Origin of the sequence: Paracoccus sp. S-4012 (assembly GCF_009674885.1) — a bacterium.
GTDB lineage: Bacteria > Pseudomonadota > Alphaproteobacteria > Rhodobacterales > Rhodobacteraceae > Paracoccus.
In genome coordinates this window covers 331,903-343,388 of the sequence record NZ_WKKA01000002.1, presented here as the reverse complement: position 1 = coordinate 343,388, position 11,486 = coordinate 331,903, and the positions used below count along the sequence as shown (strand labels likewise).

The following is an 11,486-nucleotide window of genomic DNA, read 5'->3' as shown; positions in this document are numbered from 1 at the left end:
CACCAGACAAAGGAGCCAGCCGATGGCCACCATTCCCGTGACCGATGCCGAGTTCGACGCCGAAGTGCGCCAGTCCGCCACCCCCGTGGTCGTCGATTTCTGGGCCCCCTGGTGCGGCCCCTGCCGCCAGATCGGCCCCGATCTCGAGGCGCTTTCCGAGGAATACGGCGACCGCGTGAAGATCGTGAAGGTCAACGTTGACGAGAACCCCGACGCGCCCTCGCAGCTCGGCGTGCGCGGCATCCCGGCGCTGTTCCTGTTCAAGGATGGCGAGGTCGTGAGCAACAAGATCGGCGCCGCGCCCAAGGCCGCGCTGAAGAGCTGGATCGACCAGTCGATCTGATGGCCGAGGGGAGCCCCGGCTGGCACGGCACGACGATCCTCGCGGTCCGCCGCGGGGATCGCGTTGTCGTGGCCGGCGATGGGCAGGTCAGCGTCGGCCAGACGGTGATGAAGGGGACGGCGCGCAAGGTGCGCCGCCTCTCGCCCGGCGGGCATGAGGTCGTGGTGGGCTTCGCCGGCTCCACCGCCGATGCCTTCACCCTGCTGGACCGGCTGGAGAAGAAGCTGGAGTCCGCCCCCGGCCAGCTGCAACGCGCCTGCGTCGAGCTGGCGAAGGACTGGCGGACCGACAAATACCTGCGGAACCTCGAGGCGATGCTGCTGGTGACGGACGGGGCGCAGCTTTACGTCGTGACCGGCGCGGGCGACGTGCTGGAGCCGGAGCATGACGTGGCCGCGATCGGCTCGGGCGGCAACTTCGCCCTGGCGGCGGCGCGGGGGCTGATGGAGACCGACCTGGACGCCGAGGAGGTGGCCCGCCGCGCGATGGCAATAGCGGCCGACATCTGCGTCTATACGAACGGCAACCTGACGGTCGAGACGATCGGTGGCTGACGCGCCTCAGCCTGCCTTCTTCGCCTCCATATAGGCGCGCAGCACCGCGTTCATCCGGGTCTGGTAGCCCTTACCCTGAGACTTGAAGAAGTCGATGACGTCCCGGTCGATCCGCAGCGAGACCGCCTGCTTCGGTTCGGGGATGACGAGCACGGCCTCGCCCCATTCGATACCGGCGATTTCCTCGTCTTCCTCTCCCTCGTACGGACCCTCTGCCTCTTCCCGCCGCAGACGTTCCCAGTCGGTCTTGTCCTCCATCTGGAGAATCTCATCCATCGTGTAGGGGCCGCTGATCTTGCCGCTCATTTCGTCTTGCCCTCCGGGCTGTGATGATGCGGATGGCGTCGCCTCTGCGGGTGAACACCACCGTGATGATGACGCCGTCCAGTTGACCGATCGCCATCCAGCGTTCTTCCGGTCCATCAAGTGCCGGCAAAACGCGGTGCGGTTGCCGGAACACCCTCGCCGCGCGAAGGAAGTCAATCCCGTGCTTCGCAAGCGCCGACTGCCGCTTCGCGTCATCCCATTCGAATCTTTGCTCAGTCATTGTATATACACTTCGCCCCCACACCCGTCAACCTTCCAACTCCCGCCGTCCGCCCCTATCTCTCCCCCGAGACACGAAGGACCCCATCATGACCGACCTGACCCCCCGCGAGATCGTCTCGGAACTCGACCGCTTCATCATCGGCCAGGCCGAGGCCAAGCGGGCGGTGGCGGTGGCGCTCAGGAACCGCTGGAGGCGGCGGCAGCTGGCGGATGATCTGCGCGACGAGGTCTATCCCAAGAACATCCTGATGATCGGCCCCACCGGGGTCGGCAAGACCGAGATCAGCCGGCGGCTGGCGAAGCTCGCGCGCGCGCCCTTCATCAAGGTCGAGGCGACCAAGTTCACCGAGGTCGGCTATGTCGGCCGCGACGTCGAGCAGATCGTCCGCGACCTCGCCGACGCGGCGATCGTCGAGACCCGCGAGCGGATGCGCGAGGAGGTCAAGGCCCGTGCCCACAAGGCCGCGGAGGAGCGGGTGCTGGCAGCACTGACCGGCGAGAATGCCCGCGAGGGCACGCGCGACATGTTCCGCGCCAAGCTGAAGCGGGGCGAACTGGACGAAACGGTGATCGAGCTGGAACTGCAGGATACCTCGAACCCGCTGCAGATGCTGGACATGCCGGGGATGCCGGGCGGGCAGATGGGCGGCATGATGGACCTCTCGGGGCTGATGAAGGCCTTTGGCGGCCGCCGGGTCCGCAAGAAGGTCACGGTCCGGGACAGCTATGAGCTGCTGCTGGCGGAGGAGGCCGACAAGCTGCTGGACGACGAGCAGGTGAAGGCCGCGGCGCTCGAGGCGGTGCAGGAATCGGGGATCGTCTTCATCGACGAGATCGACAAGGTCGCCGCCCGTTCGGACGCGCGCGGGGGCGAGATCAGCCGCGAAGGGGTGCAGCGCGACCTGCTGCCGCTGATCGAGGGCACCACGGTGGGCACGAAATACGGGCCGGTCAGGACCGACCACATCCTCTTCATCGCCTCGGGGGCATTCCACATCGCCAAGCCCAGCGATCTGCTGCCTGAGCTTCAGGGACGCCTGCCGATCCGGGTCGAGCTGCGGGCCCTGACCGAGGCCGATTTCGTCCGCATCCTGACCGAGACCGACAACGCGCTGACCCGCCAATACGCGGCGCTGATGGCGACCGAGGGGGTGAGGGTGGAGTTCACCGAGGACGGCATCGCGGCGCTGGCCCGGATTGCGGCCGAGGTGAACGGCAGCGTCGAGAACATCGGCGCCCGCCGCCTCTACACCGTGATCGAGCGCGTGTTCGAGGAGCTGAGCTTCACCGCGCCCGACCGCTCGGGCGACAGCGTCACAATAGATGGGGCCTTTGTCGAGAAGCACCTGGGCGATCTCGCACGGTCGGCGGATCTCTCGCGCTACGTCCTCTGACGGAACCGGGCGGCGGGGTCGCGGCTTGGTCCGCGACACGCCCCTCGGAGATACGCGATGTTCAACAACATGTTCGGTGGCCTCTTCGGCCTCATCATCTTCATCCTCGACGTCTGGGCGATTGCCTCGATCATCCGCTCGCCTGCCTCGGGCGGAGCGAAGGTGATCTGGGTGCTCGTGGTGGCGATCCTGCCGGTGCTGGGCCTCATCATCTGGTATTTCGCCGGGCCCAAGGCGAATGACGTCAGGCGCTACTGAGGCGCGCTACTTCCGAAGATAGACGTAATAGGCGCCCTCGCCGCCGTGGCGGTGATGGGCGGGCGTCACCTGCAGGACCAGCCGCGAAAGCGGCGGGCGGTGCAGCCACATCGGCACATTGTGCCGCAGCGCGCCGGGCCGCACCGGCAGCGGCGCGTCGGGGCCACCGGCCTTGCCCTTGCCGGTGATGACCAGCACGAGCCGCAGGCCCGAGGCATGGGTGCGCAGGATGAACCTTTCCAGCACCGGCTGGGCGGCGTTCAGCGTCAGGCCATGCAGGTCGATCCGCGCCTCGGGCGCGAGCTTGCCGCGGCTCATGCGGCGGTGGAGCTTGGCGTCCATGCCCGGCGGGGTGGCCGCAAGACGCTGCGCCGGGCTGGGCGCCGGATCGAAGCGCGGCGTCATGGCCGTGGCGCTCTGGCCGACGCGGAAGCGCGGCGGCCTGAAGCGGTCGGGCGGCGTCGGTTCCGGCGGCGGCGCGGCGGGCGGCTTGTCCTCGGCCCTCCTCGGCGGGGGCTTGTGGGCGGCGCGCGTGCTCGCCGCCACGCGCTGCCAGATCTCGAGGTCTTCGGGCGTCAGGCCCCGTCTGCGGGGCACACCTCAACCCGTGGCGACAAGCTGCCAGTTCGGGTCGTCCGACCCCATGCAGCGCGCGAAGGTCCAGGTGTCGCGCTGCTTGCGCGCGGCCTTCGGGTCGCCGTCGATCACCTCGCCGCGCTCGTCGCGAACCGCGACGATCATCTCGGCCACGAAGCGCACCGAAATCTCGGCGTCGCCGGTCGCCCGGTCGAAGGACGCCCCGGCAAGCGCGGTCTCGCGGGTGCCGAGATACTGCGCCTCGACCGTTTCGCCACGATCGGCGCGGCCGTCGATCACGCTCTGGAAGGCCTCGGCCACGTCGCGCGAGAGGAACGGCAGCACCGGGTCGATGTCGCCGCGCTCAAAGGCCATGAGGATCATCTCGTAGGCATGTTTCGAGCCGCCGAGGAATTCGCCCACGGTGAAGGACGGCTCCACCTGCCGCATCGCGTTCAGCGCCTCGGCGGCCGGGGTGCCCGGCTCGGTGTGGTCGGCCACGTCGCTCTCGACCGCGGCGGCGGTGCCCTCGATCACCTCGAAGCGGGGCTGCGGCGCGGGCTGATCAGGCAGCGTGGGGGGTGTCTCGAAACCGTCGCGGGTGCCCAGCACGCCGCGCAGGCGCAGGATGAGGAATATCGCGATGCCGGCGAGGACGAGCAGCTGGATCAGCGGGCTGGACATTGATCGGGCCTTCCTGGGCTGGCATCGCGGGAACACCGGATTATGTAGGAGGCGGGCCGGGACAAGTCCAGTTTTCCCCGGCCGGGAGGCTCTGGAATGCCGTTGCTCGTCCTGTTCGTGATGCTGCCGCTGCTCGAGATCGCACTGTTCATCCTCGTCGGGGGCGCAATCGGTCTCTGGCCGACGCTGCTGATCGTCATTCTCACCGCCGTCCTCGGCGTCTGGCTGATGCGCCGCCAAGGCGCCCGCGCCGCGAGGGACGTCCAGAGCGCCTTCACGGAGTTGCGCGACCCCTCGGGGTCGCTCGCCCATGGCGCACTGATCGTGATGGCCGGGGGGCTGCTGGTCCTGCCGGGGTTCTTCACCGACTCGCTCGGCGCGCTGTTGCTGCTGCCGCCGGTGCGGAGCTGGCTGATCCGGCGCATGGGACGCCGGGTGCGGGTCGTCGGCGGCCGCCATACCGAGGCGCACCGCTATGGCGGCGGCGCGGTGATCGACGGCGATTACCTTGACGAGACGGTGATCGACCAGGCCGCCGAGCCGCCGATCCCTGACCGCCCCTTGGGTCCGCGTCGGCCGTCGGGTTGGACCGCCGACCCGCATTGATGCCGCGGCAACGGCGGTGCTAGACACGCCCCCGTGCCTTTTTTACCCCGAGGAGTCCCCGCCATGAGCGACGAGAGCCAGCCGACGAACAACGGTGGCGCCGCCGCCGCCGCGCAGCCGCAGCAGCCCGGACAGCAGCAGGTGCGCATGCAGGTGCTGGCCCAGTTCATCCGCGACCTCAGCTTCGAGAACGCGGTCGCGCAGCGCGGCATGTCCGGCGGCGAGGTGAACCCCGAGATCACCGTCCAGGTCAGCCTCGACGCCCGCAAGCGCAGCGTCGAGCACCAGTACGAGGTCATCACCAAGTTCAAGATCAACTCGGCCAACAGCGCCGACAAGGCGACGCTGTTTCTCTGCGAGATCGAATACGGCGGCGTCTTCCACATCGAGGGCGTGCCCGAGGAGCAGCTGCATCCCTTCCTGATGATCGAATGCCCGCGGCTGCTGTTCCCCTTCGTGCGCCGGATCGTGTCGGACGTGACCCGCGACGGGGGTTTCCCGCCCTTAAACATGGACCTCGTGGATTTCGTGGCCCTCTACCGCCAGGAGCTCGCGCGCCGCGCGCAGGCCGAGCGCCCGGCCGACCAGCCGCTCTCCTGACGGCTCGCCATGGCCCGCGCCGCAGCGCCGCCGCGGGCCTGGCAGCGGATGCTGTCGGGGCGGCGGCTTGACCTCCTCGACCCCTCGCCGTTCGACATCGAGATCGAGGACATCGCCCACGGGCTGGCCTTCGTGGCCCGCTGGAACGGACAGACGCGGGGCGACTGGGCCTATACGGTGGCCGAGCATTCGCTGCTGGTGGAGGAGTTGCTCAGCGGTGCCGCAGCGGGCGAGCCGCGTTGGCGGCTGGCGGCGCTGCTGCATGACGCGCCGGAATATGTGATCGGCGACATGATCTCGCCGGTGAAGGCGGCGTTGGGTTCGGGCTATGGCGAACTCGACGCGCGGCTGACGGCGGCGATCCATCTGCGGTTCGGACTGCCGGCGGTGCTGCCCGCGAGGGTCAAGGCGGCGATCAAGCAGGCGGATCGCGTCTCGGCATGGCTGGAGGCGGTGCAGATCGCGGGCTTCATGCCGGCCGAGGCTGACCGTCTGTTCGGCCGGCCGAAGCTGGCTGCGGGGCGGATGATCGATCCTCGCCCGCCGGCCGAGGTGCGCTCGGCATTCCTCGACCGTTTTGCGGCGCTGATGGCCGCCTGCGACGCCGGCTGACCGGCGCCGCAGGTCTCATCGCGGTCTCAGACCGCGAGATCCTCAAGCGACTTGCCGGATTCCAGGCTCTCGTTGACCCAGCGGGGGCGACGGCCGCGGCCGCTCCAGGTCAGGCTCGGGTCGTCGGGATGGGCGTAGCGCGGCTCGCCGCCCGCCGGAGCGGCGCGGGTGGTGGCGGCCTTGCCCTTGGCGCCACGGCGGGCGCGGGTCACGTCGGCGAGGCTCGAAAAGCCGTGCGCGCGCACCGCTTCCTCGGCCGCGGCGATCGCCTCTTTGCGTTTGCGGTCCTTGAACCCGGAAATCGCCCGGTCAACCTCGTGGCGAAGTTCGCGGAGTTCTTCCAGCGACTTGTTTTCCAGATCGATGTCCATTGCCGTATCCAACCCTGTTCTTCACCGCGTATCCACGCGGCAGGTAACGCGCGGTTTATGCCCGCAGGTTACCGAAATGCAACTGCCTAAATCGGCTGGGTAGATATTTATTTCGGACTGCGCTTGGCCAGGATCCGCTGCAACGTCCGGCGGTGCATGTGCAGCCGCCTTGCGGTTTCGCTGACATTGCGGTCGCATTGCTCGAACACCCGCTGGATATGCTCCCACCGGACGCGGTCGGCGGACATCGGGTTTTCCGGCGGCGGCGGCAGGGCTTCGCCCGAGGCGAGCAGCGCCGCGGTCACGTCATTGGCATCTGCCGGTTTCGAGAGATAATCGGTTGCGCCCATCTTCACCGCAGCGACCGCAGTCGCAATCGCGCCATATCCGGTCAGCACCACGATCCGCGCGTCCGGCCGCGCCTCGCGCAGATCCTCGACCACATCGAGGCCCGAGCCGTCCTCGAGCCGCAGGTCGATCACCGCGTAGGCCGGCGGCGCCTCGGCCACCGCGCGCCGCGCCTCGGCGACCGAGGCCGCGGTCCGCGCTGAAAAGCCACGCTTTTCCATGGCCCGTGCCAGGCGCTCGACGAAGGCGGTGTCGTCGTCCACCAGCAGGAGGGAGCGATCCTCGCCGATCTTCTGTTCGCGCTCGGCCATCGTCCGTCCCCTTCGCCATCCGCCGCGCCATGTCGCGCCGCGGCGAACCTATTGCGGCGCCGGGCCGAGTTCAAACAATGATCAGGCCCTGTCGAGGAAGCAGGCCGTGCTTTCGGCCATCGCCTCCGGGGTGACGTCGCGGCCGAAGTACTCGACCGTGCCTTGTTCGGGCAGGATGAGGTAGGTGTTGGTCATATGGTCGACCAGGTAATAGGGATCGCTGCCATCGTCATGCGAGCGGTAATAGTTCCGCCAGAGCTGGTTCACGGCCGCGATCTCCTCCTCCGAGCCGGTCAGGCCCAGCATCTCGGGATGCATCGCATCGGTGAAATCGCGCATCACCTCGGGCGTGTCGCGCTTCGGGTCCACGGTAATCATCACCGGCCGCACGTCATGCCCGCCGTCGGCCAGCACATCAACCGCGACCCCGTTGCGCGCCGCGTCCATCGGGCAGACATCGGGGCAGAAGGTGTAGCCGAAATAGAGGAGCGAGGGCTTGTCGAAGACCTGCGCCTCGGTCACGCGCTCGCCGGTTTCGGACGTCAGGGTGAATGGCCCGCCGAACTGCTCGAACCCGCCGGCGACCGCCCCCTGCCGGCAGGAGGCGAACTGATCGCCCGCATTCCGCTGCGCCATCCAGAGTCCGCCGATCGCCAGCAGCAGCAGCGCCGAAATCCCGGCGGCGATGATCAGCATTCGGTCACGAGTCACGGGGATGCTCCCTTTCCTGGCGGCGCATTGATCGCCGATCGGGCCGCGGCTAACAAGGCACGCCCCTGTGACAGAAGGAGGAGGCGGTGAACCTGACCCCTGGCGAAGCGCGGCCCCCGGGCTCGCTGATCGGACCGATCCGGCTCAGGACACTGGTGCTGCTGCGCTGGGTCGCGCTCGGCGGGCAGCTCTGCGCGATCGTCGCGGCGCTGTGGCTGGGGCTGCGGTTCCAGCTCGGCCTGGTTCTGGCGGTGACGGCCGCGGGGGCGGTCTTCAACCTCGCGCTGATGCGGCGCGGCGCGCAGCCCGACAGCGCGCAGGCCGCGCTGCAACTGGCCTTCGACGTAGTGCAGGTGTCGCTGCTGCTGGCGCTGACCGGGGGGCTGTCGAACCCCTTCGCGCTGCTGATCCTCGCGCCGGTGACGATCGCGGCGACGGCGCTCGACCGGCAGAAGGTGGTGATCCTCGGGCTGGCGACGGTGGCGATGGTCACGCTGGCGAGCTTCGCGGCCCAGCCGCTGCGCGATTCGGCCGGACTGGTCATCGAATCGCCGCCGCTGCTGGTGGTGGGCCACTGGGTCGCCGTGGTGATCGCGGTGGTGTTCTTCGCCGGCTACGCGCACCGGGTCTCGACGGAACTCCGCGCCCGGTCGAGCGCGCTCGCGGCGACCGAAATGGCGCTCGCGCGCGAGCAGCGGCTCCAGAACCTCGGCGGCGTGGTGGCGGCGGCGGCGCATGAGATGGGCACGCCGCTGGCGACCATCAAGCTGGTGGCGAGCGAGCTGGCCGACGAGCTTGAGGACCGTGAGGACCTCGCCTCCGACCTGGCGCTGCTGCGCGATTCCGCCGACCGCTGCCGGGACATCCTGCGGAGCATGGGTCGGGCCGGAAAGGACGACATGATGCTGCGCGCGACGCCGCTGCATGTCCTGATCGCCGAGGCCGCCGAGCCGCACGCCACCCGCGGCGACATCCGCGTCACTCTGGACGGCGCCGAGGACTCGCCCGAGCCGGTCATGCAGCGTGATCCCGGCACCATCCACGGGCTGCGCAACCTGATCCAGAACGCCGTCGATTTCGCGGCCGAGACGGTCCGCATCGAGGCCCGCTGGTCGGCCGACCGCGTCATCGTGACGGTGGCCGATGACGGCGCGGGCTTCCCCCCGGCGCTGCTGGCGCGCATCGGCGAGCCGTTCCTGACCACCCGCCGCCCGGCCGCGGACCGGCCCGGCTACGAGGGCATGGGCCTCGGGCTCTTCATCGCCAAGAGCCTGCTGGAGCGGTCGGGCGCCACGCTGCGCTTCGGCAACGGCGCCGGAGGCGGGGCCGAGGTCGAAGTCAGCTGGCCGCGCGGGCGGATCGAGGCCAAGGCCCGCGGGCCGCTCGGCGAGAACCCGGCGATTGCCTGAAGCCACCCGGTTAACCTCGCGTTAACGGTCCCCTGCTACCGCAGGTTGTCCGGGGAGGCGACAGTTCATGCACCATCTCGTTACGGCCGCCGTCGCCTTCCTCGCTGCGTTCGCGGCGCTCCTCGCCGTCCTCGCCGTCTGCCGCTACCTCGAGCCGGTGGATCGCGGCCGCCGCCGCCGGCTGGAGCAGCGCCTCGCGCCCATTGTGTTTCTCTTCGACCATGCCCGCCTCGCCGACGCGACCGAGCCGGGGCGGCGCCTGCTGGCCCGGCTCCCCGGAACGGACCTCGAATCGTTGCTGGGCTGGCTCGGCCCGCGGCTGCCGAACGCGGCCGCAACGCTCGCGGCGCTGCCCGACCGCGGGACGGTGGAGGCGGAGGGCGACCGGCTGCATCTGCGGGCCGAGGATCTGGGCGAGGGCATGATGCGTCTCACGCTCAGCGATTCGCTGGCGGAGGGCACCGGCGTCGTCGTGGACGCGCTGTCGCAGAACGCGCTCGAGGAGGAGGTCGAGCTTCTGCGGCAGGCGGTGGACGGCGCACCGCTTCTCTGCTGGCGGGAGGATGGGGCGGGCGGGATCGCCTGGGCCAATGCCGCCTATCTGGCCGAGGCCGAGACCCGGTTGCCCGGTCATCCGGCCTGGCCGGTGCCGCGCCTGTTCGACCTGCCGCCGGACCTCGCGGCTCTGGAAGGCGGGCAGCGGCAGTCGCTCGGCGACGGCGCCGCCCAGCGGTGGTTCATGTGCCATGCGCGCGCGGATGCCGAAGGCGGGGGCCGCCTCGTCTTCGCCCTGCCCGCCGACGAGGCCGTCCATGCCGAGCGCTCCTTGCGCGAGTTCGTGCAGACGCTGGCCAAGACCTTCGCCGACCTTCCCATCGGCCTCGCCGTGTTCGACCGCGGCCGGAACCTGCAGCTCTTCAACCCGGCGCTGATCGACCTCACGGGCCTGCCGACCACCTTCCTCGCCGCCCGCCCCAGCCTCTATGCGTTGCTCGACCGGCTGCGCGAGGCGCGGATGGTGCCGGAGCCGAAGGACTACCGCAGCTGGCAGCGGCAGATGAGCACGCTCGAGGCCGCGGCGGCCTCGGGCCACCATGTCGAGACCTGGTCGCTGCCCGGCGGGCGCACCTACCGCGTGACCGGCCGCCCGCACCCGGACGGCGCGCTCGCCTTCCTGTTCGAGGACATCACCTCCGAGATGTCGATGACCCGCCGCTTCCGGGCGCAGCTCTCGGTCGGAACGCAGGTCGTGGACACGCTGGACGAGGCGCTCGCGGTCTTCGGCTCGGACGGGCAGATGCTGCTCGGCAACGAGGCCTGGCGGCGGGTCTGGGACGACGACGTGCTGCCGCTGCCCGAGCGGTTGCGCGCGATTGGCGGCGCCGGTGGCGGCGGGCCCGGCGCGCAGCGGCTGGCGGAGCTTCTGGCACCCGGCGCCGCCCGCGAGGGCGCGAACGGCGCGATGGCCGCGACGGACGGCACGCTGCTGGCCTGGCGCATCCTGCCGCTGCCCGGGGGGCAGTGGATGCTCGGATTCACGCCGAACCCGGCGCGGGTCCAGCCGGCCGCGATGGCGGGCGAGGCGCTGCGCCGCTCGACCGGCTGAGCCTCAGCGGTCGGCTTCGTCGAAGGGCAGGACAGTCTCGCGCGCCGGGCCGTCCGGCGCATCCTCCTTCCTCAGCAGGCTGATCTCGCCATCCGCCTCCAGGATCGCCGACTCGACCTCGGCGAGGCTGCCGATGCCCTGGCTCCGCAGGACCGCCATGATCTCGTCCTCCGTGACCATCTCGCGGCGCATGTTGCGGCGCAGAAGCCTGCCGTCCGCAACCAGCCGGCTGGTCTTGTGCTTCATCACCCGCCGGACGGCCGGAAACCGAAGCTCGAGCAGGTCGATCACGTAGCCCCAGAGAAGCACCACCGACACCATCACCAGCAGGTCGCCGAGCGAGGCAGAGCCGCCCATGATCGCATCGCCGCCGATGGCGCCGATCACGACCAGCACCAGCATGTCGTTGGGCGAGATGTTGCCCGCGTTGCGCTGCGGCACCACGCGGACGAGGATGATGAGGCCGAGGAACGCGATGCTCGCCCGCACCGCCGTGAGCCAGAGCGGATGCTCGAAGCGGAACATCTCCACGACTTCGGTCATCCCCGTCCCGC

The 11,486-nt window shown here is 69.8% G+C and carries 17 protein-coding genes; 9 read left to right on the top strand and 8 right to left on the bottom strand.

Annotated features, from left to right (window positions below):
- Positions 1 to 22: 22 nt before the first annotated feature.
- Together trxA and hslV are read left to right on the top strand one after the other, a co-directional pair.
- On the top strand, positions 23 to 343 hold the full coding sequence (gene trxA, locus GI374_RS05080) for a thioredoxin (protein WP_154335923.1): 321 nt from the start codon (positions 23 to 25) through the stop codon (positions 341 to 343).
- Entirely contained in the window at positions 343 to 897 is a 555-nt protein-coding gene (hslV, locus tag GI374_RS05075) for an ATP-dependent protease subunit HslV (protein WP_154335922.1), read from the top strand. The genes trxA and hslV overlap by 1 nt, the downstream gene beginning before the upstream one ends.
- A 6-nt stretch (positions 898 to 903) precedes the next feature.
- On the opposite strand, the gene GI374_RS05070 is transcribed toward hslV, so the two are convergent.
- Both GI374_RS05070 and GI374_RS05065 read right to left on the bottom strand, forming a co-directional pair.
- Positions 904 to 1,203, bottom strand: a complete 300-nt coding sequence (locus GI374_RS05070) for a BrnA antitoxin family protein (protein ID WP_154335921.1) — start codon at positions 1,201 to 1,203, stop codon at positions 904 to 906.
- Positions 1,166 to 1,444, bottom strand: coding sequence for a BrnT family toxin (locus GI374_RS05065; protein WP_154335920.1), 279 nt, complete (start codon positions 1,442 to 1,444; stop codon positions 1,166 to 1,168). The genes GI374_RS05070 and GI374_RS05065 overlap by 38 nt, the downstream gene beginning before the upstream one ends.
- Positions 1,445 to 1,532: 88 nt before the next feature.
- Here GI374_RS05065 and hslU point away from each other — a divergent pair, with 88 nt between their 5' ends.
- Entirely contained in the window at positions 1,533 to 2,840 is a 1,308-nt protein-coding gene (gene hslU / locus GI374_RS05060; protein ID WP_154335919.1) for an ATP-dependent protease ATPase subunit HslU, read from the top strand.
- Positions 2,841 to 2,897: 57 nt separating this feature from the next.
- Positions 2,898 to 3,098 carry a PLD nuclease N-terminal domain-containing protein gene (locus tag GI374_RS05055; protein WP_154335918.1) on the top strand — a complete coding sequence of 67 codons (201 nt, stop codon included), beginning with the start codon at positions 2,898 to 2,900 and terminating at the stop codon, positions 3,096 to 3,098.
- A 6-nt stretch (positions 3,099 to 3,104) separates the two neighbouring features.
- Here the strand turns inward: GI374_RS05055 and GI374_RS05050 are convergent, their stop codons facing one another.
- Both GI374_RS05050 and GI374_RS05045 read right to left on the bottom strand, forming a co-directional pair.
- Positions 3,105 to 3,695: a Smr/MutS family protein gene (locus GI374_RS05050; RefSeq protein ID WP_370515153.1), complete on the bottom strand. Its 591-nt coding sequence runs from the start codon at positions 3,693 to 3,695 to the stop codon at positions 3,105 to 3,107.
- A gap of 3 nt (positions 3,696 to 3,698) precedes the next feature.
- Entirely contained in the window at positions 3,699 to 4,358 is a 660-nt protein-coding gene (locus GI374_RS05045) for a Tim44/TimA family putative adaptor protein (protein WP_154335917.1), read from the bottom strand.
- Positions 4,359 to 4,454: 96 nt separating this feature from the next.
- Between GI374_RS05045 and GI374_RS05040 the strand changes: the two genes are divergently transcribed.
- From GI374_RS05040 to GI374_RS05030, 3 genes are all read left to right on the top strand, one after another.
- Entirely contained in the window at positions 4,455 to 4,964 is a 510-nt protein-coding gene (locus GI374_RS05040) for an FxsA family protein (protein ID WP_154335916.1), read from the top strand.
- 63 nt (positions 4,965 to 5,027) lie between these two features.
- Positions 5,028 to 5,564: a protein-export chaperone SecB gene (gene secB / locus GI374_RS05035; protein WP_154335915.1), complete on the top strand. Its 537-nt coding sequence runs from the start codon at positions 5,028 to 5,030 to the stop codon at positions 5,562 to 5,564.
- 9 nt (positions 5,565 to 5,573) lie between these two features.
- Positions 5,574 to 6,176 carry an HD domain-containing protein gene (locus GI374_RS05030; protein WP_154335914.1) on the top strand — a complete coding sequence of 201 codons (603 nt, stop codon included), beginning with the start codon at positions 5,574 to 5,576 and terminating at the stop codon, positions 6,174 to 6,176.
- A 26-nt stretch (positions 6,177 to 6,202) separates the two neighbouring features.
- On the opposite strand, the gene GI374_RS05025 is transcribed toward GI374_RS05030, so the two are convergent.
- The 3 genes from GI374_RS05025 to GI374_RS05015 all read right to left on the bottom strand — a co-directional run bounded on the left by GI374_RS05025 (position 6,203) and on the right by GI374_RS05015 (position 7,917).
- A complete protein-coding gene (locus GI374_RS05025) occupies positions 6,203 to 6,547 on the bottom strand; it encodes an H-NS family nucleoid-associated regulatory protein (RefSeq protein WP_154335913.1) in 345 nt (114 codons plus the stop codon).
- A gap of 107 nt (positions 6,548 to 6,654) precedes the next feature.
- A complete protein-coding gene (locus GI374_RS05020) occupies positions 6,655 to 7,206 on the bottom strand; it encodes an ActR/PrrA/RegA family redox response regulator transcription factor (RefSeq protein WP_154335912.1) in 552 nt (183 codons plus the stop codon).
- An 81-nt stretch (positions 7,207 to 7,287) separates the two neighbouring features.
- The gene (locus GI374_RS05015; protein WP_370515152.1) at positions 7,288 to 7,917 is read right to left on the bottom strand and encodes an SCO family protein; all 630 of its coding nucleotides are present in this window, start codon (positions 7,915 to 7,917) and stop codon (positions 7,288 to 7,290) included.
- Positions 7,918 to 8,003: 86 nt separating this feature from the next.
- Between GI374_RS05015 and GI374_RS05010 the strand changes: the two genes are divergently transcribed.
- Complete coding sequence (locus GI374_RS05010) at positions 8,004 to 9,326, top strand: ActS/PrrB/RegB family redox-sensitive histidine kinase (protein ID WP_370515151.1); 1,323 nt, start codon at positions 8,004 to 8,006, stop codon at positions 9,324 to 9,326.
- 67 nt (positions 9,327 to 9,393) lie between these two features.
- Positions 9,394 to 10,932, top strand: coding sequence for a PAS-domain containing protein (locus GI374_RS05005; protein ID WP_154335911.1), 1,539 nt, complete (start codon positions 9,394 to 9,396; stop codon positions 10,930 to 10,932).
- A 3-nt stretch (positions 10,933 to 10,935) separates the two neighbouring features.
- On the opposite strand, the gene GI374_RS05000 is transcribed toward GI374_RS05005, so the two are convergent.
- Positions 10,936 to 11,475: a DUF421 domain-containing protein gene (locus GI374_RS05000; RefSeq protein ID WP_229582609.1), complete on the bottom strand. Its 540-nt coding sequence runs from the start codon at positions 11,473 to 11,475 to the stop codon at positions 10,936 to 10,938.
- Positions 11,476 to 11,486: the final 11 nt, after the last annotated feature.

Excerpts from the sequence above, each read along its gene's own strand:
- trxA (WP_154335923.1), top strand. The coding sequence starts at position 23 with ATGGCCACCATTCCCGTGACCGATGCCGAGTTCGACGCCGAAGTGCGC.
- GI374_RS05000 (WP_229582609.1), bottom strand. The coding sequence starts at position 11,475 with ATGACCGAAGTCGTGGAGATGTTCCGCTTCGAGCATCCGCTCTGGCTC.
- secB (WP_154335915.1), top strand. The coding sequence starts at position 5,028 with ATGAGCGACGAGAGCCAGCCGACGAACAACGGTGGCGCCGCCGCCGCC.
- GI374_RS05030 (WP_154335914.1), top strand. The coding sequence starts at position 5,574 with ATGGCCCGCGCCGCAGCGCCGCCGCGGGCCTGGCAGCGGATGCTGTCG.
- GI374_RS05065 (WP_154335920.1), bottom strand. The coding sequence starts at position 1,444 with ATGACTGAGCAAAGATTCGAATGGGATGACGCGAAGCGGCAGTCGGCG.
- GI374_RS05055 (WP_154335918.1), top strand. The coding sequence starts at position 2,898 with ATGTTCAACAACATGTTCGGTGGCCTCTTCGGCCTCATCATCTTCATC.
- GI374_RS05025 (WP_154335913.1), bottom strand. The coding sequence starts at position 6,547 with ATGGACATCGATCTGGAAAACAAGTCGCTGGAAGAACTCCGCGAACTT.
- GI374_RS05045 (WP_154335917.1), bottom strand. The coding sequence starts at position 4,358 with ATGTCCAGCCCGCTGATCCAGCTGCTCGTCCTCGCCGGCATCGCGATA.
- hslV (WP_154335922.1), top strand. The coding sequence starts at position 343 with ATGGCCGAGGGGAGCCCCGGCTGGCACGGCACGACGATCCTCGCGGTC.
- GI374_RS05005 (WP_154335911.1), top strand. The coding sequence starts at position 9,394 with ATGCACCATCTCGTTACGGCCGCCGTCGCCTTCCTCGCTGCGTTCGCG.
- GI374_RS05070 (WP_154335921.1), bottom strand. The coding sequence starts at position 1,203 with ATGAGCGGCAAGATCAGCGGCCCCTACACGATGGATGAGATTCTCCAG.
- GI374_RS05020 (WP_154335912.1), bottom strand. The coding sequence starts at position 7,206 with ATGGCCGAGCGCGAACAGAAGATCGGCGAGGATCGCTCCCTCCTGCTG.
- GI374_RS05040 (WP_154335916.1), top strand. The coding sequence starts at position 4,455 with ATGCCGTTGCTCGTCCTGTTCGTGATGCTGCCGCTGCTCGAGATCGCA.
- hslU (WP_154335919.1), top strand. The coding sequence starts at position 1,533 with ATGACCGACCTGACCCCCCGCGAGATCGTCTCGGAACTCGACCGCTTC.